This is a genomic window from Vibrio sp. EJY3 (assembly GCF_000241385.1).
Classification (GTDB): Bacteria; Pseudomonadota; Gammaproteobacteria; order Enterobacterales; family Vibrionaceae; genus Vibrio; species Vibrio natriegens.
On record NC_016613.1, the window covers coordinates 1,178,860 to 1,201,159 of the forward strand.

18 protein-coding genes and 2 pseudogenes are annotated in these 22,300 nt (G+C 42.9%); 14 read left to right on the forward strand and 6 right to left on the reverse strand.

All coding sequences use genetic code 11. The annotated features are described in order from the left end of the window. Window positions 1-45: 45 nt before the first annotated feature. The 3 genes from VEJY3_RS24460 to VEJY3_RS05395 form a co-directional block, all read right to left on the reverse strand. Window positions 46-1,383: a hypothetical protein gene (locus VEJY3_RS24460; protein ID WP_014231420.1), complete on the reverse strand. Its 1,338-nt coding sequence runs from the start codon at window positions 1,381-1,383 to the stop codon at window positions 46-48. Between the two features lie 10 nt (window positions 1,384-1,393). Continuing rightward, on the reverse strand, window positions 1,394-1,747 hold the full coding sequence (locus VEJY3_RS05390; RefSeq protein ID WP_014231421.1) for a hypothetical protein: 354 nt from the start codon (window positions 1,745-1,747) through the stop codon (window positions 1,394-1,396). A 117-nt stretch (window positions 1,748-1,864) separates the two neighbouring features. After that, entirely contained in the window at window positions 1,865-2,617 is a 753-nt protein-coding gene (locus VEJY3_RS05395; protein WP_014231422.1) for a hypothetical protein, read from the reverse strand. Window positions 2,618-3,017: 400 nt separating this feature from the next. Between VEJY3_RS05395 and VEJY3_RS25710 the strand changes: the two genes are divergently transcribed. Both VEJY3_RS25710 and VEJY3_RS05400 read left to right on the forward strand, forming a co-directional pair. Then, on the forward strand, window positions 3,018-3,188 hold the full coding sequence (locus tag VEJY3_RS25710; protein WP_158308255.1) for a hypothetical protein: 171 nt from the start codon (window positions 3,018-3,020) through the stop codon (window positions 3,186-3,188). A gap of 535 nt (window positions 3,189-3,723) precedes the next feature. Further along, entirely contained in the window at window positions 3,724-4,095 is a 372-nt protein-coding gene (locus tag VEJY3_RS05400) for a hypothetical protein (protein ID WP_014231424.1), read from the forward strand. 128 nt (window positions 4,096-4,223) lie between these two features. Here VEJY3_RS05400 and VEJY3_RS05405 read toward each other — a convergent pair whose 3' ends face one another. Next, window positions 4,224-5,120, reverse strand: a complete 897-nt coding sequence (locus tag VEJY3_RS05405) for a LysR family transcriptional regulator (RefSeq protein ID WP_041170208.1) — start codon at window positions 5,118-5,120, stop codon at window positions 4,224-4,226. A 195-nt stretch (window positions 5,121-5,315) separates the two neighbouring features. Between VEJY3_RS05405 and VEJY3_RS05410 the strand changes: the two genes are divergently transcribed. The 6 genes and pseudogenes from VEJY3_RS05410 to VEJY3_RS24600 form a co-directional block, all read left to right on the forward strand. Next, entirely contained in the window at window positions 5,316-6,725 is a 1,410-nt protein-coding gene (locus VEJY3_RS05410) for a YfcC family protein (protein ID WP_014231426.1), read from the forward strand. Between the two features lie 49 nt (window positions 6,726-6,774). Beyond that, window positions 6,775-7,662 (forward strand): aspartoacylase, encoded by an 888-nt coding sequence (locus VEJY3_RS05415; RefSeq protein WP_014231427.1) that lies wholly within the window; start codon window positions 6,775-6,777, stop codon window positions 7,660-7,662. A gap of 307 nt (window positions 7,663-7,969) precedes the next feature. Then, window positions 7,970-8,635: a hypothetical protein gene (locus tag VEJY3_RS25480; protein WP_049794615.1), complete on the forward strand. Its 666-nt coding sequence runs from the start codon at window positions 7,970-7,972 to the stop codon at window positions 8,633-8,635. Then, entirely contained in the window at window positions 8,635-10,332 is a 1,698-nt protein-coding gene (locus tag VEJY3_RS05425) for a DUF1269 domain-containing protein (protein ID WP_014231429.1), read from the forward strand. The genes VEJY3_RS25480 and VEJY3_RS05425 overlap by 1 nt, the downstream gene beginning before the upstream one ends. Next, a complete protein-coding gene (locus tag VEJY3_RS05430; protein ID WP_014231430.1) occupies window positions 10,310-12,013 on the forward strand; it encodes a LeoA/HP0731 family dynamin-like GTPase in 1,704 nt (567 codons plus the stop codon). The genes VEJY3_RS05425 and VEJY3_RS05430 overlap by 23 nt, the downstream gene beginning before the upstream one ends. 125 nt (window positions 12,014-12,138) lie before the next feature. Next, window positions 12,139-12,279 (forward strand): annotated as a pseudogene (locus tag VEJY3_RS24600) (helix-turn-helix domain-containing protein); the annotation flags it as partial. 98 nt (window positions 12,280-12,377) lie between these two features. On the opposite strand, the pseudogene VEJY3_RS05435 reads toward VEJY3_RS24600, so the two are convergent. Next, window positions 12,378-12,824 (reverse strand): annotated as a pseudogene (locus VEJY3_RS05435) (ParB family protein); the annotation flags it as partial. Window positions 12,825-12,958: 134 nt separating this feature from the next. Between VEJY3_RS05435 and VEJY3_RS05440 the strand changes: the two are divergent. The 5 genes from VEJY3_RS05440 to VEJY3_RS05470 all read left to right on the forward strand — a co-directional run bounded on the left by VEJY3_RS05440 (window position 12,959) and on the right by VEJY3_RS05470 (window position 19,400). Beyond that, window positions 12,959-13,255: a hypothetical protein gene (locus VEJY3_RS05440; protein ID WP_148263122.1), complete on the forward strand. Its 297-nt coding sequence runs from the start codon at window positions 12,959-12,961 to the stop codon at window positions 13,253-13,255. After that, a complete protein-coding gene (locus tag VEJY3_RS05445) occupies window positions 13,255-14,337 on the forward strand; it encodes a PD-(D/E)XK nuclease family protein (RefSeq protein WP_014231433.1) in 1,083 nt (360 codons plus the stop codon). The genes VEJY3_RS05440 and VEJY3_RS05445 overlap by 1 nt, the downstream gene beginning before the upstream one ends. A gap of 806 nt (window positions 14,338-15,143) precedes the next feature. Then, on the forward strand, window positions 15,144-15,755 hold the full coding sequence (locus VEJY3_RS05460; RefSeq protein ID WP_041170318.1) for a bifunctional 2-polyprenyl-6-hydroxyphenol methylase/3-demethylubiquinol 3-O-methyltransferase UbiG: 612 nt from the start codon (window positions 15,144-15,146) through the stop codon (window positions 15,753-15,755). Further along, complete coding sequence (locus VEJY3_RS05465; protein ID WP_014231437.1) at window positions 15,755-16,882, forward strand: HNH endonuclease; 1,128 nt, start codon at window positions 15,755-15,757, stop codon at window positions 16,880-16,882. Before VEJY3_RS05460 ends, VEJY3_RS05465 begins: the two co-directional genes overlap by 1 nt. A 115-nt stretch (window positions 16,883-16,997) precedes the next feature. Then, on the forward strand, window positions 16,998-19,400 hold the full coding sequence (locus tag VEJY3_RS05470; protein WP_014231438.1) for a S8 family serine peptidase: 2,403 nt from the start codon (window positions 16,998-17,000) through the stop codon (window positions 19,398-19,400). 87 nt (window positions 19,401-19,487) lie between these two features. Here VEJY3_RS05470 and VEJY3_RS05475 read toward each other — a convergent pair whose 3' ends face one another. Continuing rightward, entirely contained in the window at window positions 19,488-20,375 is an 888-nt protein-coding gene (locus tag VEJY3_RS05475; RefSeq protein WP_237708172.1) for a LysR substrate-binding domain-containing protein, read from the reverse strand. A gap of 267 nt (window positions 20,376-20,642) precedes the next feature. On the opposite strand from VEJY3_RS05475, the gene mdcA reads away from it, so the two are divergent. Next, a complete protein-coding gene (gene mdcA / locus VEJY3_RS05480) occupies window positions 20,643-22,295 on the forward strand; it encodes a malonate decarboxylase subunit alpha (RefSeq protein ID WP_014231440.1) in 1,653 nt (550 codons plus the stop codon). The last annotated feature ends 5 nt before the right edge of the window (window positions 22,296-22,300 follow it).

Below are 22,300 nucleotides of genomic sequence, written 5' to 3' on the forward strand. Positions count from 1 at the left end.
AATGAACAATTCAAGATAGAGTTAGCGCTCAGTCACATGCTTTTCTTACTGACCTTCAAGATACTGTTTAAAAAACGAAGTTAACGGATGGTAACCAGCAGACACGTCAACAATATAAGCGATGGCAATATGCTCATTAGTCTTAATTTCAGTAGAGAACCCTTTGCTATTGAAGTCTCGATAGTTTGAGCTTGATATATAACGAGACTCTCTACCAACCTTAATGGCCACATTATCTAATTGCTGTACGCGGCTATCCATCTGGCTTTTATATTTTGGATGTAGACAGATGGTTAGTTTGGCGTCTTTGAGTCCAGTGACCCTACTAATGTAGGCTATAACAGAGCCACCTGACGTTACGGCAAGTTCTTTCGACTGCCGTGACTTGATAGGGTTAGTGGTTAAACCTAGCTCAGACAATGACGCCCTCAATTGCTTTTCTACATCGTCGCGCATAAATCTATCATTTGGAGAACGTAGATCGCTCATTTGTTTATCGCAGGTTGAAGTGTTCATGGTTTTTATACCTTCTGTAGGAATTAAATTAATTTGTTTGTACGGTTCTTCTTGGCTAAGTTTGGAAATCGAGTTACCTGTACATTCAAAGCGAGGTACTTTAACTCCAAGATCTGTTAGTTGCTGGAATAATGCCGCTTTCATCTCATCCAATGTATTGCTATTGGTTTGGTTAGACAGGTTTTGTTTGTCTTTTCTGCCCATGTAGTAGGCTATCCTTTCAGCGTTGGCGCCTGATGGGTGTGGAATGCCAGTTAAGATTTGCTCGTGTCCAATGTGGCCCTGTTCGGCTAGATAACCAAGGATCTCTGCCGTTCCTTTACCAAGCGGAATATACAAGACATCGGAGGATAAGATCTGGCATTCACTCGTCAGATAGGTGTCGACCATGAATTTTAAGGTTGCCTGTTTAAGCCCTTGTTGCGCTGAGCTGATAGGCTCGCCATTCATCAATACTGGGTAGCGAAAAACGGAGGTGCTATGCAGTAGATGTTGGTCTGTTGTAAATAACTGGCTTGCGGATGTTAAGCCCCAATGTTTGCTCAGTCCAATGTAGTCTAAAAGCGCAACCAGGTTGTTACGAAGCGTACCTGAAAAGCTAGCGGTATTTTTGGCATTCTCTAGGATCGTTGAGGTTGACGCTCGACGATTTAGCCACTCGCACGCGCACGCATTCGCATTATCAGCTTGCGTTTTGCCAGGCGATATCCCAACGATGCATATCTTTGCTCTTGGGTTTACGGCATCAAAGGGAGAGTAGTAAACCTCGAGCGGTCCGTCACTCATCATTTTCAATTCAGGAGTGAAGGGGGAATTTTTGATGTAATTCAATAAGTACGGTTTGTATGTTTCAAATTGATTTTTCATAATGTCCTACTTAGTTTCGTTTAATTTTGCCGCTATAGTGGTAGCCGCATGTAATCATTGAATTACCTTCTTCGCAGATGATTAGATAAGGTGGATGCTTTGAGCTGAGCTTATCGATTAAGTGTCTAATTGCTTTCTGTTTGCGTTTCTTAATTCCATGCGGAATTTCGTCTGAGCTCCGCAGGTAGTTCAGAACTTCCTTGAGTGCGTTCAACCACGGGCTTTTTTCTCTCTTCGGGATAGTGCAAAGAGCTGTACCTCCTGTTTGATAGAAATCCTGGCCTATGGAACATAAAACATTAAGTTCATCTTCACTAAAGCCGCGTTGATTGGCTCTAATGCTGCCGTGATTGGTTGTACGCATCTTGTTCTCCTATTTTAGTCCTAGGGCTCTTAAGATAATTGCGGCGTCTTTTGAGACTTGCTTGCCAGACGTTTGTTGTTTTGGATTAGCCATAAGTTGTTCCTGTCATAGTCAGAATTACTTGCGGTTCAAGCTGTTTAGCCATCGAATTGCTTCTTCGCGCGTTACGAACGTTGACCGGCCTTTCTCTTTCTTCACAACAGCAAGTTTTCGATGCTCTGGTGTTGATGGTGAGGCGAGGTTTCTAACTGCACGCTCGGTCTGGTAGCCGCTCAATAGCGTTAGTTCACGAAAGCTGAATAGTTCAGTATCGAGACCTAAGCTTTCTACGTGCTCACTATGAAAAAACGTGTCAGGAAAGTGACCATTAATGCCGTCGGCTATAGAGCCATAAATAAGCTTTAGGTTCGCAAAGAATGCGATCAGCAGGCGGTGGATTTTATTCCCATCATAGTAGTCTTCCATGATCCCGTTCTGGAGAAGGGATTGATAACACAGACATGCTGGTATCGTGTCGGCAATAAAGTCATTTAGTCCACCAAGTACTCCTTGCGGGATTGTTGACTGTTCCAAGTAGCTCTTTTTGTCCTCTGCAATAAAGCAGAATTCATACATTTGTTGAAGTCTGGAACGGAGTGAGCAGTCAGCATATTGAATGTGTTCGGGATTTTCAGGCTGAAATGGTGCTACCTCCATGTCTGAGCCGCTTTCTGGGTCTTTGAATAAAGACTCTGCATGCAGGTAGCCACTATTGACCACTTCAAGATAGCGATGCAGTGTTTGTCTGACATAAAACGCCATTTCGGCTATGTCATTTTCATTAAACGCTGGATTTTCGGTGATTTCATTAACGTGTATTTTGAAAGCCATGCTAACCTCTAATGAATGGTTACATTAAGAATGTAACCTTATAATAGGTTACATTTCCAATATAATGCAAATTTAAATTACATTAAAAATGTAATTTCATAGTAAATTGTTGTGTTATAAAGATAAATTATGAAAATAAAATGAGAGGTTTGGTGAATGTATTTGGGTTAAAGACTGTGACACAACCTATTTGACAGTTTACTTTTGATAGAAAATGATTGCCGTAGGGCACTGATGAGTCAGCGTAGGTTTTGCTAATGACACCAACTAGCTCGACCCAAAACCATGTCAAAGCCAAAATAAAGCGTTACACGTTTGCTTGTTCAGTGGTTTGGTCCTAATACAGTTGTCACCTTCACTGCGAGGGAGATATTTGATAACAAACCAAAAAGGATCGAATATGAACAACAAAGATACTTACATTGAATTACTAAAAATCAGCATCAAACTAGAAGCGTTTACTCAGAGTTTTTATGAGGAAATTGACTGTTTGAAAGTGCTGGTGGAATCGCTAGAACCTGAGCCTCAAAAGGTAGGACCGAATGATACAGAAAATATCTTTGATTTATAGTGGCAATAGTACTCGCGAACTGCCAGTAATAAGTCGAACGTAAAGGCAGGGGACTGGTAGGATCTAGAGGTTATTTAGCGATAAATGTGAACGTCATAACAGAAATAAAATTGTGTAAAATGAGGTGTAAGGGAATTTAAAATTTGTTATATTTCCCTTTAAATTCAAGGTCTTATTTTAGTCGTTTGACGTTTTCATTTCCACTACATCCTGTGAGCCTTTGTAGTGTAAGGAAACCTTATTTTACAAGGGCTTAATTGTTTCTGACGTATCTACCTACTGGTACAAATGGGCATTATGATGTCCCTAAAGCTTTAATTCCCTTGATTGGGAAGACAATCATTCATTAATGATTAATTTTGGCTAATTTCTTGCCCATCTCAATCGCCGCAGTTAGCTGTTTTCGTGCCTCATTTTCGCTGATTGTTTGTTCACGCGGTTCAACTTTCATGAGCAGAAATGAGGTTCTGTTGTTCTTGTTATCCTGAACACCTTTCTCAACCATTTTCAGATTGGGATAGACGGTATCGATGATATGCCAGTTGTGGATAGTTTTGCCTATGCAATTTCTTCCGATCAAGAGTGGTATGCAGTGGTTGCAGATCTAGATGCCGAATGGGAAGAGGCGGTTTCTCGAATGCGTGATATTCATCAAAAGGTATTGGCTGTAAAACCGCTTCAGTGGGAGTATGAAAATGAACGCAGACTTTTAGTTTCTACTGATTTGGACAATAAAGAGCCGAAGTTTCTTCGTTTTCCTGCATCTGCTATTAAAGAAGTCATACTTGGAGAGCTCATGGAGAGCAATTTCAAGGAAAAGGTAATTTCTATTAATCGCTCAAAATATCCTAACACCTTGATAAAGACAGCCAGAAGGGCTGATGATGATTCTCTAATAATCGATTAATCAACCGATATATGTGAGAGTCGGTGTTAGGAAAAGCCGGTAACCTTGCTGGCGAAATAGGCTAGGGGAGTTACTTCGCCTTTGAGCGTCGTATTCAGCCTGATCACCGACAAACCCCGCTCTGATATTTATTCACATTTCAAGCTCTTAACCGTTTCTTTTGAGCAGGCGGAGAAGTGACGGGAAAGATCACTGCGGATACGGTCTGAGGCGTAATACATAGTGTATCGATACTCCAGCCCTGGGCTGAAAGGACGGGTCACTACGTTATCTTTTGGCCACAGATGGGCGTTGAAAGGATCCAGCAACGCAAGACAAAGCCCGTTGGCAACCAGGCCGTATCCGGACAGCGATCGCTGAGTCGCGAACTGGAAGCGGACATCGATGTTGTGTTCCTCGAGCATGGCTTTATGCCGGTTCCATTCTATGCCGTCTTCATCGACCAGTTTTAGCAGGTTTTCTCCGTTCAGATCCTGAGGGTTAATCACCTCTTTCTCCGCAAGCCGATGGCCTGCCGGCATCACACATACCCAGTTCACAGTGATCAGCGGCTCATCAATAAAGCCAAAATCGTAGCTGACATGGTTGGTAATAATCAGATCGTATTTGGCGTGACGCAGTCCCTGCATTAGCTGGTTGACGCTGTCAGAGAGCAGGCTTACCTGAACATCCGGATACGAAGCGACAAAGTCTTTGATGATGCGAGGTACCACCCAGGTGGCTAGGGCGGGCGTAGCCCCGATCGATAAACGGCCGCGTGAGGAATGACGAAGATTTTCCGCCACACTTTCCAGATGCTTAATGCCGTGAAAAATGTTTTTCACCTCATCGTAAAACGCCATCGCTTCCGCAGTCGGATGCATCCGGCCCTTTTCCTTACGGAATAATTCAAACTCGACGCCTTCCTGCAAATCCCTGATGAGCCGGCTGACAGAAGGCTGGGAAATACGCAGCTCTTCGGCTGCCCGGGAAAATGACCCGGTCTGAATGACCGAGAGAAAAGCCTGAAGCTGTTTATATTGCATGAGTAATACCTATAGTATTTTCAAATAATACTATACAAAAATGGCCATTGAATAAATAAGGTATGTGTGGAACATTGCCCGTACACCGGATGAATTATTTCCCGGAAAGCAAAACGGATTTACTTGGACATACAGAAACGGAGAACTGTCATGAGTACGATGAGCCAGGAGCAGAGCCGCTCCCGGGAAACTGAGATGCCGAGCCGTTGGTATCAGCGCTTCCCTGATCCTATGGTACTGATTTTTTATATTCTGCTGGTTGCCAGTGCGCTGACTTGGCTGGTACCTAAAGGTGCCTACGATACCGAAAGCGTCGACGGACGCCAGCGGGTTATCGCTGGTTCCTTTCATTACTTAACTGAGAGTGACGCACCGGCCGGTGTGTTTACCGTCATCAATAAGCTGTTCGATATTTTTGTCGCCATCCCGCAGGGGCTGGTTCAGTCGGCGCAATACCTGTTTATTGTGTTCATTGCCGGAGGACTGTTTAACATTCTTTACCGCACCCACGCACTGGAAAACTTCGTCGGTTCTTCTGTTAAGCGTATCGGTCTGGAACGCGGTAATCTGCTGATCTGGTTATCCACTTACCTTTATGGTGTATTCGGGATTGCAGTGGGTTTTGAAAACAACATTGCTCTGGTACCAGTCGCGCTGCTGGTTTCGAGTGCCCTGGGTTATAAGAACCTAGTCGGGGCCTGTATTGCGATCGGGGGGATTGGAATTGGTTTCGCTCTGTCACCGATTAACCCTTACACCGTCGGTGTGGCGCAGAATATTGCCGGACTGCCGATTTTCTCAGGCGCTCTGGTCCGTTGTATTTTAACCTTTGTCTGCCTGTCGATGCTTGCATGGTACATAACTGCGGTTGTCGCTCCCAAAGCGCGCAGCGAAGATGCCGGGCAGGACGGGTTATCTTCTGAACTCAGCAGCTACAGCATGAGCATGCAGGACAAAGCCGTCATTCTGATTTTTCTGGCCGGTATTGTGGTTATTGCCGGATGTTCCTATCTGGCAGGTACCGGAGCGCTGGGCCGCAGCTGGTACATTAAAGAAATCACGGCGGTATTCCTGCTGATCTCTATTGCGATTGCCGCTACCTGCCGTATCGGTGCCAATCAATACGTGAAATTCATGATTGAAGGGGCATCCGGCGTGACTGGAGGAGCTCTGGTTATCGGTCTGGCAGCTTCGATTAAAGTGGTGCTGGAAGACGGCCAAATCATTTATACCATAGTGCACACCTTTAACCTGCTGATTGGCTACGTACCGGACGCGCTGACAGCGGTCACTATTAGTGTGATTCAGGGGTTCATTAACCTGTTTATTCCGAGTGGTTCAGGCCAGGCTCTGGTGACCATGCCTATTCTGATCCCGCTGGCAGACCTGATTGGTATCAGCCATCAGGTGATGATTTTGGCGTTTCAGGTCGGTGACGGCATCACTAACCTGATCATCCCGACCTCAGGCGGTACGCTGGCCATGCTGGCTTTGGCCAAGGTGAGTTTTTCCAACTGGGTGAAAACCATCTTCCCGGTCATTGTCATGGTATATGTCTTAAGCTGGGTATGTCTGGTAATAGCCCAGTACACCAACTGGTCATAAACAAGAGACCGCAGCGTGGCTGGCACCGCGCTGCTGTATGGAGATGTAAGTGAATACAGTGAAAAATATCGCGTTGATCGGCGGCACCCACGGTAATGAGTTATCTGGGATTTATCTGGTGAAAAAGTGGCAGCAGAACCGGACACTGACGCAGTGGCCTGAGCTCAGCATCACTACCAAAATTTCAAATCCGAGAGCCTGTGAGAACAGTGTGCGTTATATGGAATCGGATCTGAACCGGGAATTCTATCAGGCTGATCTGGACGATAATAGTAAGGTCGGTTACGAGCAGTTGCTGGCAAAAAAGCTTAACGCTGAACTGGGGCCAAAAGGTGCGTCACCGTTTGATTTTATTATCGATCTGCACAACACCACCTCTAACATGGGAGCGTGTCTGATGCTGTTGAAAAAAGATGATTTCAACTTAAAGCTGGGCGCGTATGTTAAAAGCCGCATGCCGGAATCGAACATCTACTTCCAGGACAATATCCCGGAGAACAAACGCAGCTTTCTGATCACCATCGCAGAGCAGGGGGTGACGGTCGAAGTCGGCGCACAGCCAAATTCAGTGTTGCAGCATGAAACGCTGGAGCTGATGGAAACCATGACCGCGCACATCTTGGACTTTTGTGAGCAGTATAATCAGGGCTCTGAACTGGACCTGCCGGACGGTTATGAGGCCTTTCAGTACTGCGGAGACCTGAAGCTGCCGATGACCGAAAACGGTGAACGAAACGGAATGGTGCTGAAATCGCTTGATCAGCGTGACTTCTCTCCGGTTGAACCGGGGCAGGCGATCATGGAGACCTTCGATGGTCGCCTGATTTACTGGGAAGGCGACTATACCGCTTATCCGCTGTTCATCAATGAAGCGGCATATCGAAAAAGCAGCAACGCGATGAGCCTGTCAAAGAAAATCACGATAAGCGGGTATTAGCCCTGTATTACTGAGTAAAATATCCACTGCTTAAAAACGCCTGAAGCCTTGTTATTACTTGGTTCTTCAGGCGTTTTTCGTTTGTGGTTGTGCTGACTTTCTGGTCTGTTTCTCTGGATGGAGTTTGTCATTATTCAGACTGAATATTGATGTTTTTTGGCGGTTAAACTTATATGTGAAGTAGCTAAAGTCAATATGTCACAAGTTGGTATGGGAAAGGTGTCATAACATGATATGAAATAGCCTAATGATTAGGTACGATGTCCTGAATGGTTTCTTCTATATCAATTTGTTGTGGAAAAGGAAAATGAATACAGCTCAAAAATTTGACAGCTTATATACGGATGTCGCTCATCACATAGAAAAAACATTAGCAGATATAGAAAACCTGCATGTTGATAATGAAGAAGGGAAACAACATCTGGAAAAAATGACATCACATTTCAGATCTCTACAAGATACTTTTAACTCAAAAATAACGTTTCTTGAAAAGCATGCTGAATGGGATAAATTTACCTTGGCGTTTTTTGGTGAAACAAATGCGGGAAAAAGCACCATTATAGAGTCATTGCGTATCCTTTTTAACGAAGAGTCACGAGAACAATTTATAAAAGCAAACCAAGATGATTTAGATAAAGCTGAGAAAGAGTTAAGTCATAATTTGGAGCATTTCTCAACGGCGTTGACAGATATTTACAACGACTTGTCTGAAAAAATTGCTCATATTTGCAGTTTATCTGAAAGACTAAAAAAGGTTGTTGATAGGGAAAGTGCTAAGCGTTTGGAGTTGGAAGTTGAAGAAAGCAACGCTCGTCTTCTGCTTGAAAAATCTGAAAGTGATACCCGAATAGACATTTTGAAACAGCAAACAAGTAAAAAAAATCGTCTCATCATCGTTGGTGTGTCTGTTGTTTCTTTTGCTCTTGGTGCCTGTTTTATAGAAATAATAAGTAAAGTGCCGGGGGCATTTTAATGAGAGATACGTTAGCTACACAAAGCGGCAATTATGAGTTTTTGGGTTTTAATAAATATCCCCCAAAAAAGGATGCACCTTTAGTTAGTGAAACATTACTTTATGTTATTAAGTCTATGTTTTATTTGGAAAAAACAAAACGTGATGTTAAGCGTGTAGATGGTTTAATCATTGGTACTGGTGAGGCGGACTTTACTAAAGGAAATACTACCTACACGTTATATATTGAAGACAAGGCTTTCCAACTTTTAGATGTTCCAGGTATAGAGGGTAACGAATCGATCTATGCGCACTATGTAAAAGAGGCTATCGCTAAGGCACATATGGTTGTTTATGTTAACGGAACAAACAAAAAGCCAGAAGTCTCTACGGCAGAAAAAATTAAGTCTTATTTGCAATATGGTACGACAGTTTATCCAGTGGTTAATGTAAGAGGTTTTGCTGACTCTTATGAGTTTGAAGAAGATCGTGAAGACCTGACGATGCAGGGAGGCGCTGGAAACGCATTGCAACAAACGGTTGATGTGCTTACACCTATACTTGGTGAGGATGTGTTGAGGTCAGGAGACTGTGTTCAAGGGCTGTTAGCATTTTCTTCATTAGCGTACGATAAAGACTCACAGTCGACGACCATTCATTCTTCACGTAATCATAATTTGGCTGCCCAGCAAAAAAGCTATTTAAAGTTTTTTTCATCAAACTGTGAAATGCAGGATTTTAGTCGAATTAATGTTGTGGCTGATGCTGTTAGAGAAAAGGTTTCTACTTTCAAAGAAGATATTGTTGAAAGTAATAAAGGAAAAGTTCTGGAATCGTTAAACCATTACTTAACTGTACTGGACAATCAGCTTGAAAATCATAATACCTTTCTTAAAAAGACAGAGCCCGAATTTGAAAAATGTCGAGTGGCATTCGATAACGCTATAAAAGAATTTGAACGTCATTTTGAGAATAAGCGCAGGAATAGGTGGAACAAATTCTTCAATGACTTGATGGATAATAGCGACAACATTGTTGAACAGTACTACGGAGACAATAGTTCTATTGAACGATTAATTAATAAAAAGTTTGATAGAAAGATAAATTCTGTTGAAGAAATGATGTTGCAAGACAACGAAGAGAGTGTTTCTCGGTTGCGAAAGAATATGCTCGATGCTTTTGAGCGTCTACTTCAGGATATAAAGCAGGTTGATATCCAGCAGGATTTGAAGAGTAAGACAGATGCCAGTTTTTATAGCCTTGGTCATTTGGACTTAGGACCACGATTTAGTTTGGGTGATATTGGGTCAATACTCTTTAAAATAGGGAGCTATGTAGCGGGTGGAGCAACGGTAGGAAGCTCGTTTCCTGTGATTGGGACTGCTATTGGAGCAGCAGTTGGTGCATTAGTCGGAGTTGTAATGACGGTAGTTGGTATATTTAGCAGTAAGGCAACCAAAATACGAAAAGCACAGGCTAAAGTCAGAAATAAGCTCGAGGGAACGCGACAAACCGTTTTGCGTCGTATTAAGGACGAAACAAAGGTGATGGTAACGTCAATAAATTCTGAACTTAAGAATAGTTTGATGATCAGAGTGAATGATATGGAAAGTGAACTTAAACAGCCACTTATAATATTTGAAGAGCAAATCACAGCAATAAAAGAACTTAAAAACAAAATAGAGAGCATGCCTTATGGAACAATTCGCGCAGTTTAGTATAGAGAAAGAAGCAACTATAAAGTCATTAGATAAATTACGCTCTATTCTTGAAACTCTCGGTGATATGGACATTGATGTTGAAGATGACTTGCAGAAGTTATCATCAGCGATTGCTTCGATAGAGTCTGATGTTTTGCGTATAGGGCTGTTAGGTGCTTTTTCTGACGGTAAGACAAGCGTAATAGCAGCTTGGTTAGGACAACTTATGGAGGATATGAACATATCTATGGACGAGTCCTCTGACAGACTTTGTATTTATAAACCGGAAGGACTGCCGGGAAAATGTGAAATAGTCGACACTCCCGGACTTTTTGGTGATAAGGAACGGGAGATTGATGGAGAACAAGTCATTTATGGAGATCTTACCAAGCGATACATCTCTGAAGCGCATTTGATATTTTATGTTGTTGATGCAACAAATCCACTCAAGGAAAGCCATAACTCTATAGCTAAATGGGTTTTGCGCGATCTCAATAAATTGTCTTCTACTATTTTTATTATTAATAAGATGGATGAAGTTGCCGATTTAACAGAATCCAGTCTATTCGACGAACAAGCAAGTATTAAAAAAGATAACCTCAAAGGGAAACTGCAACGAGCAGTAGATCTTAGCGAAGCTGAAGTGGAAAAACTAAATATTGTTTGTATCTCTTCAAACCCTAATGGGCGAGGCCTCGAGTTTTGGTTTAGTAAGCCTGAACATTATCAAAGCCGTTCTCGTATAAATGATCTCAAACAGGTTGCCGGAAATATCATAAAAATTAATGTTCCAGAAGTTCTTATGGCGAAGACTGGTATGGATGTAGTTAAAGATATAGCTAATCAAAGAGTGTCATTAGCTAAAGAACAACTTGCTCAGTTAAACACTTTTGTAGAGGAGAATGATGAAACGACATCACGTCTTAGACGTGACATTGAGAGAAGCCGTTCAGAAGTTAAACGTCTGGGCGGAGAGTTGTTTGACGAGCTTGATCTGATTGAAAAGCAGTTAATGGGGAAGATGAGGTCAATGGATCTGGAAGATATTCGCCCATTTATGGATGATGAATTAGGTTATACAACAGATGGAGTAGGGTATAAGTTACATCTAAGAGTCAAAACAGTGGTAGATCGCTTTTTTGCTCAATCAACAGCCGTAACCCAGCGAATGTCAGATGATATTATTCGTCAGCTCAACTCCAGTGAGAGTTTTCTCAGTGGGGTAGGAGAGAGTGCATTTAAATCTTTAGGTGGTGCGTTCAAAGGAATATCTAAGGTGAGTCCTGACACCATAAAATCAACAATCTTTGCTGCACGAGATACGATTGGAAGTCTCACTGGCTATGTGTATAAATTTCAGCCTTGGGAGGCGACAAAGCTTGCGGGGTCTATATCAAAGTGGGCAGGGCCGGCTGGTGTCGCATTTAATATTGGTTCTGATTTGTGGGATGCTTATAAAGCAAGTGAACGAGAGCAAGAGCTTAGAGAAGCGAAAGAATATTTGGAAGGAATAATTAAACCTAAGTTCAAGGATATATATGACATTCTTAGTGAAGACGAAAAGCTGTTTGCGTTTTTTGCTCCACAAATAGAGGCTGCTGAGAAAACCGTGAATAATCTGGAAGATAAAAGTAACTTAATCCGACAGAATAAAAGTAAGCTTGAAACTATTGAAGTTGAACTTGCACAGTTTAATTAAGTGTATTAGTTCCGACTAGATCTGACACTTCAATTTGAAAAGAAGAGAGTTACCCACTTTGATTAAAGGTGCTGAATCTGTAATCAAAGACAATAAGAGGTAACTCTCATGCTTCATACTAGCAAATCATCAAACACAAAGCTGGCCTTCTCAATCTTGCAAAAGAACTAGGCAACGTATCAAAAGCCTGTAAGGTTATGGGTGTATCTAGAGACACTTTCTACCGCTATCAAGAGCTAGTTGAAACTGGTGGTATTGATGCTCTGTGAATAGCTACCGACTTGATAGATACCCTTTAGTTAGATAATGGTATACAACTAAGCCAACAGGTGCTGGCTTAGTTTTTATACTTTTCTGATGGGTATCATTCACTATCAGCTAATACATTGGCAATTGCCGCGTGCAGCTTTTCCTGAACCTCTTTCGACAAGCGCCCGAACTCGTAAGAAAAGTTACGTCCTTTAACTCTCTTACGGGCAAACATGCCTTTGCTGTCGAATTGGGCGAGGGGAGTGACTTCAGCTTTGTCTTTCTCCTGTTTAGCTTCCACAATTTTCAGCTCGGCTTTGATTGCGTTGATGATGTTGTCTTTAACTTCATCGCTGCTTTGTTCAGGCTGAACATTGACAACCTGCTGGCTGACTTTCTTAGCGAATGCTGATATTTTTTTCTTATCTTTTTCAAGAACCTTCATGACCTTATCAAGTAAAGCGTAGTCGGTATGAGATAGTTCATTGACGATAGGAAACAGAGCAATAATCGTAGAGTCGATGCTGGTTGCTTTCATTGCTTTACTGACTGAGGGGCGGCTGCCCCAATTCAGGATCCCAACCCTACTCAGTAAACCAACAGCAGAAGCCCGAAACTATGAAGATAAAAATACACAAGCTTAACCGGCTAAAAAGAGACTATTTACATAAGGCATTACAGCCAGAATGGCCGGGGATGATAAATTTTAATGTTCCACTGGAATTGGATGAAAATCGCATACCGACGGGAACGGGCAGGGTAAAGTTTTACGGAAAGCCGTTTAAGCTTCATCTGGCAAAGTTTAAACTGAGACAGGTACAAGCCGATTACCTCACTATTCGGGCTGGTCTTGAGTTTAGTTATACCGAATATCAGTTAGTATGTGATACGTTTTCTGCCAGTGAATGCAGGGTTCTGTTACACCCGGGAATTAAAGGCTCTGTTGATGTGCAGTGGCTGGAGTTTGAAGAGTTACCAAAGGAGTGTCGTTAATGGATATCGAACAGCTCAAAGTCTTATTAGATAAATTTCGTAATCTGCCGGAGACTGATAAAGAGAAAACCATTTTTGACATCGGCACCCGTGGTCATTTCGAAAACCCTATCAGTGACGTTCTGGCGTTCTTCTGTAGCAGTGAAGAGCAACATGGCATGGGAAACTTAGTCGGTAACAGCATTTCCGGATTAATCACCAATAAGTTAAACCGGGATCTTCCTCAGTCTTCTCGCCCAGTCAGTGCCAGCAGGGAAGTTGCCACAGAGCAGGGGAAACGTCTTGATCTGGTTCTGGAATATGATGAATACCTGATAATCATTGAAGCAAAGGTTAATCATAGCCAGGTGAACCCGTTTGATGAATACGAACGTTACGGGGACAAGCTTGGCGCTGGATACGGTAAAGATGCGTTTTATGCGGTGTTGTCACCTTCCGGAAACGTCGATGATCAGCTGACCAACCACAGATGGGCAGGGATTTCATTTAATGAGCTGAAAACTGCTGTTTCAGAGAACCTGCACACTTACTTTATGGATAAGCCGCTTGATAAGTGGGTCTTTGTATTAAGAGATTTTTTATTACATCTGGAGAATTTATCGATGACGGGAGAGAAGAACCCTAATTATGCTTTTGCTCTGGAAAATATGGCTGAAATCAGCAAAGCATGGACGTTGTTAACGGACAGCCTCAATAGCATTAACAGCGAGATTTATCGCCAGTGTGAAGAGCTTTACGGTAACGGGTTTTCCCACCGCAAGTCTACCTGGTTTAAGCCGTTACCAGTTTTTATATATTCTTTAGAAGGCAGCAGTGTTGAGGTTATATTATTTGCTAGTCCGGATGACATGGGGGGGCTGAAGAATGAAGGCAAGTTCCTGTATATCCAAATCTATATCAAGAAGGACAAACAACCGGATCTATTCAGGAGTCTTCAGGAAGCCTTGCAAAGCAAGACTGTGGATTTCTGGGAGAGCAAAGATAACTCCGGGACTTTGCGCTGGCCACTGGAGCATGATACGGATGTGGTCGGAGAGATGATGTCTGTTTTAAACTTAGTTCATGAAACCGATACATTATAAGAGTGTGGTTAGTCGAGAGGGGAGCTATGAGAGTTGATGCAAAAAATATTCGAAATACCGATCTCAATGAATGTCTTCACTTTTCTATAACGTTGGTCGGGAAATCAACACGAAGAGGTAGCCATTTAATGTTTGAAGGGAAAGAAAATTGCTCTGGTTATAATATCAATAAGTACATATTTGACGGAATGACAGTTAATCAGTATCAGAACATGATTAAGACTAAATTCAATCCCGATGATCCACAGTTCTCTTTAACGAAGCACCTAAAATATGACATAGAGAAAGGGTTTATTGAGCTCGTTAGGTAGATTATGACAGCTTTCTAGCACTGCCTGAATCGCAAGAACCGGTGAAACCAAAGGATAAAGAATTCTACGGAACAAACATCTTTGATTTATATTACTTTAGCACTTGCGAACTGTCTTACAAGTTCAGAGATAAGTCGAACGTAAAGGCCGGGGAGATGGTGGTCTCGATAGGTTATTTAGCGATAAATGTGAACGTCATAACAGAAATGAAATTGTATAAAATGGCGTAGAAAATAATTTTAAAATTTCTATATTTTCTTTTAAATTCATAAGCTTATTTAGGCCGTTTGACGTTCTCACTCACCGCCACATTCTTGAAGAAAGACGTCCTAGGACGTCTTTTTTTATATCTCAAAAACAACGAGTGATTTTTCGTTGTCTTCTCTGACTAGTTGTTGTGAAGCAAATCACAATAACTCATTATTTATTAATACTTAATCGCCTTATGCAACCATGCTATTTATCATCATTGAATGGTAGATGGTGGCTTGGTTCATGTCTGTAAATATCTCTTATTACGATAAAAATGCTGTTGAGCTAGCAAAGCAATATGACTCTCTTTCATTTGAGTCAGTGCACCGTTCATGGAAACAGTATTGGCCAGAAAAAGGCGCGAATGTTTTGGATGTTGGTGCAGGTTCTGGTCGGGATGCTCAGTGGTTTTCTGATCAAGGCTGCTTTGTTGTTGCTGTTGAACCTGCCAGCAATCTCCGCCAATTAGCCATTTCAAACTCCTCAGCACAAATTGTATGGGTAGGGGAGTCACTGCCTGAATTGGTTCGTGTCAGTGAATTGCCATACCAGTACGACCTTATTTTATTATCTGCAGTTTGGATGCATTTAACTACCAAGCAGCGAACTGAGTCGATGAGGGTTTTATCACTTCTTTTATCTGACAGAGGAAAACTGGTGATTACGTTGCGTCATGGGAGTTTTGATGATGGACGCGAGACATACGGTGTATCAGTAGCTGAAATAGAAACTATGGGTAGAAAACTCGGGCTCTCTGCCTGTCATGTTGTTGACGGAGAGGACGCTTTAAATCGACCTGAAGTTAAATGGCAAAGCGTGATTTTAGAAAACATTAAAACGCTGGAAGGTAAATGATGGCTCTGGAGTATTATTTAGAACGTTTTCAAAATTTAAAAATGAATAGTGCTGGTGGCCAAAAGAGCCCACATAAAGTCTGTATGTTGCTGGCAGTAATGGATCTCATTCAAGCGGGGCATATTGTTTCCAACCAAATTACATTCAATCAGATACTTAAAGATCAGTTTACTCGCCATTTCAACACTTTTGCGCAAGATAAAGACAAAGATACGCCGGAAAATCCTTATTTTCATCTGAGAAGTGAAGGATTTTGGCACCTTTCATATAAAGATGGATATGATGAAAAGACTACAAGCAGATATTCATCGAAGTCTGTGGCTTATGCATTTATTGATGAAGAGCTATTTACGTTCATGAAAAGTTATATTGTGTCTAATGAACTCAAACAAGCACTGATTTCAAATTTTTCAGATTTAGCAACGCTCTTTCGTCAATGGCTAGTCGATATTGGAAAATCCGATAAAACCGCAGTTAACTACCTTGGAGCTATTCGTGGCTCAATGTCTAATTGGTTGATCGAGGCGGGGGAAATTGATCAACCGCTAACTAATATTAATTCATATCGAAAATTTCTTGATTATAAAGAAAAGGTAAAGAGGTTAGAGGAGTTTCAAATTCGCGATGCGAAAGGCAAAGGAATGTACAGCGCTGCTCTATCTCATTACAACAAGTTTCTCGCTGATCTATCTCAAATCGATATTAACGCAGATATAAAGCAAGTCATGTCGGATAATACTTTATCGGAAACAGAAAAAACAATTTTGGTAAATACTAGGATGGGTCAAGGACAATTTAGGGCAAAGCTTATTCATATGTGGGGTGGGTGTGCGGTTACTGGATATAGAAATACACAAATGTTGTTAGCTTCTCATATCAAGCCGTGGCGTGATTCAAATAATGAGGAGCGTCTGGATAAATTTAACGGGTTATTACTGCTGGCTAATTTGGATAAAGCTTTTGATATCGGTTTTATTTCTTTTGATGATGACGGAAAAGTTATGATCTCTAGCCACTTAGAAGATCCTTCTGTAATCGGGTTGAGAGAGGACATGTCTTTTAATCTTTATCCAGAGCATAAGTCGTATCTCGGTTATCATCGCGCAGAATTATTTAAGGGCTTTTAAGATAAATAAACCGTTATGAGCGTATATCAAAAACACTTTTAAAGAATGCTATAGACAAAATCTGTCCTAGACTGACTAGTGAACTGTGTAAACACTCAATAAGAAGAGAACGACTATGTTTACTAGCACCTTTGTCAAAACAATAAGAGCGCAGACTAAAAAGTTGTGGTGTGTTTTGTTCCTCGCTCTTACCTCTATTCCAATTCATGCAGCCTCTCCTTGGGCTCGTGCTGAGCTTGAAAATAACCCATCATTAGCCTACTCATCAGAGTCGGTTCTGATACGTTTTAAACCTGAAGCCAGCGTGGCAAATAAACAACAAGCAAGGCAATTGGTTAACGGTAAAACGATGCGCCAATTTGCGATTGTGAATGCGCTTGAGCATCTTCAGTTAGGCCACGGGCGCAGTGTAGAAAAAGCGATTGAAACCTTACAGCGTTTGCCTTTTGTCGATTTCGTCGAACCTGATTATGTTATTCGTGCTTACATGGAACCCGATGATTATTACTACACGGAGGGGTTGCAATGGGCACCAGACAATGATGGCAGCTTTTATTTGAATTTGTGGGGGCCATTCTTAGGTACGTTGTTCCCAATAAAGGCGGGTGCGGATATTGATGCCAATTTAGCTTGGGACATCACCACGGGTAGCTCGGATGTCATTGTTGCGGTGATTGATACTGGGGTGGATTATAACCATGAAGACTTAGTCGGAAATATGTGGTCGAACACTGGCAGCCCTAGTGGAGTTCATGGTTATGATTTTTATAACGACGATAATAACCCTATGGATGAACATGGGCATGGAACCCATGTGGCCGGTACGATATGTGCCCAAGGTAATAATCAAATCGGTGTCGCGGGCGTTGCGTGGCAATGTCAGATTATGGCGCTGCGTTTCCTAGGCGCTGATGGTTCAGGCTACACCAGTGATGCGATCAGCGCGATTGAGTTTGCCGTAGAGAATGGCGCGAAAATCTCAAATAACAGCTGGGGGGGAGAGCCTGAATTTTCAGATGGGCTCTACGCTGCAATACAAAGTGCCGCGTCAAGTGGCCACCTATTTATCGCTGCTGCTGGCAACGGAGGTAGTGATGGAATAGGGGATAATAACGATTCTACGGCAGATTACCCATCATCCTTCGATTTAGATAACATCATTTCGGTTGCCTCAACAAACGCCAACGATGACCTTTCTTCTTTTTCAAACTACGGTAGTAGCCGCGTTGATCTTGGCGCTCCGGGCGAAGACATCGTGAGTACTTATACGATAACAGGGGACTATGAGATAGCATCAGGTACGTCAATGGCTGCACCTCATGTTGCTGGTGTGGCGGTTTTGGTGGCGAGTATGCATCCCGAATGGGGCTATGCAGAAATTAAAAACCGTATTTTGAGCACGACTCGTCCATTGACATCTTTAGCAGGGAAAACAGTCACCGGAGGTGTTCTTAGCGCTTTGAATGCGGTTCAAGAGCCTGCGACTTTACCTGCTGCGCCAACCTCACTCTCTGCGACGGCTGTCTCCGATACAGAAATTACGCTGACGTGGGAAGATAATTCGAATAATGAACAAGGGTTCCGTATAGAGCGCAATAGTGGCTCTGGCTGGGAGGTAGATTTCGCCAGCGTTGAAGCTAATGTCACCACTTATAGTGATACGGGTTTAACAGCTGAAAACTCTTATGACTATCAAGTCGTTGCTTATAACGAAGTGGGTGATTCCGCCTATACAGATGTGGCGTCCGCGACAACACAAAGTACGCCTTCTGATACGGTTCAGACTACGGTAGCGAGCAGCGAAATATTTGGTGCAGGCACGGTAACCGGGACTTATGCCGATACTGCTGTGGCTGATGATGGGAAAGTTCAAACTATTGCTGAGCGTTTATCTGGTGGTAAACCAGCTAATCGTTATAGCTACCTACAACATACGTGGGTGTTTACAGGCGTTCCCGTAGGTACTTCCACACTAAATATTGTGGCTGGTTCCACTATTTCTTCAGACGGGGAAGCCTTTACATTTAGTTATTCTGTTGATGGTTCGAACTATTCGAAGTTAAATGGGCTCTCTGTTAGTGGTGGAACGGAAAGCTACAGTGCCAATCTACCAGCGGGAGTCGATGGCACGGTTTATATCCGAGTTACAGATACTAATCAGCTTGCTGGTAACGATGTGTTAGACGAAATATTTGTGGACCAGCTTGTGATCGAAACTGAAGTTGGGGGCATACCTCCTTCTGAACCTGAACCTGAACCTGAACCAGTCGTCCCAGTTCTTACATTGTTTGACCACTATCTATCCGGTAAACCTGATTGGCACAACGTTGTCTTAACCTGGGAAGACGCGTCAATGAGCGTAGATGTTTATCGCGATGGCAACCTTATCACGCCTAGCGTATCCGGAGGAACGTATAGGGATGAAAAAATAGGCAAAGGCAGTGCGACATATACTTATATGGTGTGTGAAGCTGGAACTACCAATTGTTCAAGTGAAGTCGTCGTTATTTTTGAATAGATAAACTTAGCTCTTTAATGATGCGCAAGGCTCGCTTTGAAAACCCCAGACCCATTGTCTGGGGTTTTCTGATTCTAGTTGTTAATCCTACGCTTTATGTTTGAGCGCGTATAAGCGACATTCTGCGATGCAACTCAGTATGCCTATCTCACGCTCTTTCGTTTTTAAGCAAACCAGAGACACGGTTTGAGGTTCAGGCTCGGGGTGAAGGGTATCGATATCAACAAACGTAACGTGTGGTTGGTATTTGTCTTTTAATCGTGCTGGAACGATCGAGTAGCCCACGCCAGATTGAATCATGTTCATTAGTGTAAAAATATCTTCCACCTGCATGCCGATATTAGGTTTAAGGTTGTCCCTTTCAAAGCACTTCATGCAATGTTCATAGGTAGCAAAGCCAGGCGATAGAGTGATGAGTTTTTCATTGGCGAGCTCTTCCAGTGCTATCTGGGTTTTGTTGGCAAAAGGCGAAGAGTTGGATAACGCAATCACCATGTGATCTTGATAGATCGGCATGACGGTATAGGTGCTATTCGCCGCGGTGTGCGGTTGCGCAATCAGTGCGACGTCTATTTCCATTTTGTCTAAGCGTTGCAGTAGCGTTTGGTTCGAGCCTTGGGTGATCGAAACCTGAAGTTCAGGTCGTCGATTTTGCAAACCTGAGACAACACTTGGAACCAGATCATACGTTAAGGAATACAAGCTACCTAATGCCAACTTGTCGGCTTGAATCCCCAGCTGCTCTTTCGCTTCTTTGATGGCGGAATCCAGTTCATTCAACAGTTTTTCTGAGTAGGTATACAAGGTTTCCGCACTTTTCAGCGGGCGGAGGGAACGGCCTTGAGTCTCAAAAAGTGGGCACTCAATCGCTTCTTCTAATGAGTGCAGCGCTTTATGCACACTCACCACACTAATATCCAAATTACTTGCAGCATCTTTCATGCTGTTGTGTTTCATAAATTCATGAAAAATCATTATTTTCTTTAACGTAACACCATCGTTAATCATGTTTGTTCGAATCCGTTCCAATGATGTCATCACCATAGCATTGTTAACTTTAGGTTAATAGTGTTGCTTGCCAGTTAATTGAATGTGGTCTCGTTCACGAGTAGTTTGAATCTATGGATAGATTCAGAGCGTTGTCACTGACATTAGTTCACGGAAAACAATGCCATGGAATAGCGGGTTATTTTTCAAATTAAAAAATAACAGCGTGATTGAAATAGATCGTGAGGCACTTTTATGACGGAAAAGAAGAAGTGGGATATTAAGCGCACCTTAAAACAGCAGCGAATTAAATCAGTTCATTCAATAACGGAAGGGAAGGTTATTCCAACCGAAAATATTGTTGAAGTGATGGAAAAAATTATCCAATCCGGTGATCGAGTTATCCTCGAAGGCAATAATCAAAAACAGGCTGACTTCTTGGTGCGCAGTCTAGAAAAAGTAAACCCCCAAACGGTGAATAATCTGCATATGATCATGCCGAGTGTGAGCTTGCCTGAGCATATGAATATTTTCGAAATGGGGATAGCCAAAAAGCTGGATTTCGCTTTTGCAGGAAAACAGAGCGTACGTATTTCTCAAATGCTCGCTGACGGAATACTAGAAGTTGGCGCCGTCCATACCTACATCGAACTCTACTCGCGTTTGTACTGTGATTTAATTCCCAATGTTGCCCTAGTGGCTGGCTACACAGCTGACAAAAAAGGCAATTTATATACAGGTCCATCAACGGAAGACACACCTGCTCTGGTGGAAGCGCCTGCTTTTAAAGACGGCATCGTTATCGCTCAAGTTAACAAGATTGTGGACACGGTCGATGACTTACCACGTGTTGATATTCCTGGCGATTGGGTCGACTTTGTGGTCGAAGCTGACAAAGACTTCTTTATCGAACCGCTGTTCACTCGCGACCCCCGATTGATCAAAGACACCCATATTTTGATGGCGATGATGGCAATCAAAGGGATTTATGCCAAGCATAAAGTGCAAACCCTCAATCACGGCATTGGCTTTAATACCGCCGCGATCGAATTACTTCTTCCAACCTACGGCGAAAAACTGGGACTGAAAGGCAAGATCTGTCAGCACTGGACATTAAACCCGCATCCAACATTGATACCCGCGATCGAATCAGGCTGGGTTGAAAGCGTGCACTCGTTTGGTGGCGAATTAGGCATGGAAGAGTACGCCCGTCATCGACCAGATGTGTTCTTTACCGGATCCGATGGTTCCATGCGCTCGAACCGAACTATGTGTCAGATGGCTGGCCAGTTCGCAGCAGATATGTTTATCGGTGCAACACTGCAAATGGATGCAGAAGGCAACTCGTCGACTGTTACGCATGGTCGATTGTCCGGCTTTGGTGGTGCGCCAAACATGGGGCACGATCCTCGTGGACGGCGACACGCGAGTGATGCCTGGATGGATCTCATCACCGATCACGACCAAGACATCCTAAAAGGTAAAAAGCTGGTGGTGCAAATGGTCGAAACATTCCAAAGCGGGGAAAAGCCAACTTTTGTCGACAAGCTTGATGCGGTGGATGTTGGCCAGCACAGCAATATGCCTATTGCGCCAGTGATGATTTATGGTGATGACGTGACCCACGTATTGACCGAAGAAGGCATTGCTTACCTGTACATGGCGCGAGATCTGGAAGAGCGCAAACAGATGATTGCAGCGGTGGCTGGCGTTACTCATTTAGGGCAGACAATCACGAAGGATCAGATAGATAAGCTCAGAGCGGAAGGCAAGGTCGCCACACCTCAGGATCTGGGTATCAAACGCTCTGAAGCGACTCGTGACTTGTTAGCCGCGAAAAATATGAATGAGCTGGTTAAGTGGTCTGAAGGTTTGTACGAGCCGCCTGCGAAATTCCGCAGTTGGTAGGCTGA

Excerpts from the sequence above, each read along its gene's own strand:
- VEJY3_RS05390 (WP_014231421.1), bottom strand. The coding sequence starts at position 1,747 with ATGCGTACAACCAATCACGGCAGCATTAGAGCCAATCAACGCGGCTTT.
- VEJY3_RS05465 (WP_014231437.1), top strand. The coding sequence starts at position 15,755 with ATGGCTCTGGAGTATTATTTAGAACGTTTTCAAAATTTAAAAATGAAT.
- VEJY3_RS05425 (WP_014231429.1), top strand. The coding sequence starts at position 8,635 with ATGAGAGATACGTTAGCTACACAAAGCGGCAATTATGAGTTTTTGGGT.
- VEJY3_RS05460 (WP_041170318.1), top strand. The coding sequence starts at position 15,144 with ATGTCTGTAAATATCTCTTATTACGATAAAAATGCTGTTGAGCTAGCA.
- VEJY3_RS05445 (WP_014231433.1), top strand. The coding sequence starts at position 13,255 with ATGGATATCGAACAGCTCAAAGTCTTATTAGATAAATTTCGTAATCTG.
- VEJY3_RS05400 (WP_014231424.1), top strand. The coding sequence starts at position 3,724 with ATGCCAGTTGTGGATAGTTTTGCCTATGCAATTTCTTCCGATCAAGAG.
- VEJY3_RS05410 (WP_014231426.1), top strand. The coding sequence starts at position 5,316 with ATGCCGAGCCGTTGGTATCAGCGCTTCCCTGATCCTATGGTACTGATT.
- mdcA (WP_014231440.1), top strand. The coding sequence starts at position 20,643 with ATGACGGAAAAGAAGAAGTGGGATATTAAGCGCACCTTAAAACAGCAG.
- VEJY3_RS05440 (WP_148263122.1), top strand. The coding sequence starts at position 12,959 with ATGATAAATTTTAATGTTCCACTGGAATTGGATGAAAATCGCATACCG.
- VEJY3_RS05430 (WP_014231430.1), top strand. The coding sequence starts at position 10,310 with ATGGAACAATTCGCGCAGTTTAGTATAGAGAAAGAAGCAACTATAAAG.
- VEJY3_RS25480 (WP_049794615.1), top strand. The coding sequence starts at position 7,970 with ATGAATACAGCTCAAAAATTTGACAGCTTATATACGGATGTCGCTCAT.
- VEJY3_RS25710 (WP_158308255.1), top strand. The coding sequence starts at position 3,018 with ATGAACAACAAAGATACTTACATTGAATTACTAAAAATCAGCATCAAA.
- VEJY3_RS05475 (WP_237708172.1), bottom strand. The coding sequence starts at position 20,375 with ATGATTTTTCATGAATTTATGAAACACAACAGCATGAAAGATGCTGCA.
- VEJY3_RS24460 (WP_014231420.1), bottom strand. The coding sequence starts at position 1,383 with ATGAAAAATCAATTTGAAACATACAAACCGTACTTATTGAATTACATC.
- VEJY3_RS05470 (WP_014231438.1), top strand. The coding sequence starts at position 16,998 with ATGTTTACTAGCACCTTTGTCAAAACAATAAGAGCGCAGACTAAAAAG.
- VEJY3_RS05405 (WP_041170208.1), bottom strand. The coding sequence starts at position 5,120 with ATGCAATATAAACAGCTTCAGGCTTTTCTCTCGGTCATTCAGACCGGG.
- VEJY3_RS05395 (WP_014231422.1), bottom strand. The coding sequence starts at position 2,617 with ATGGCTTTCAAAATACACGTTAATGAAATCACCGAAAATCCAGCGTTT.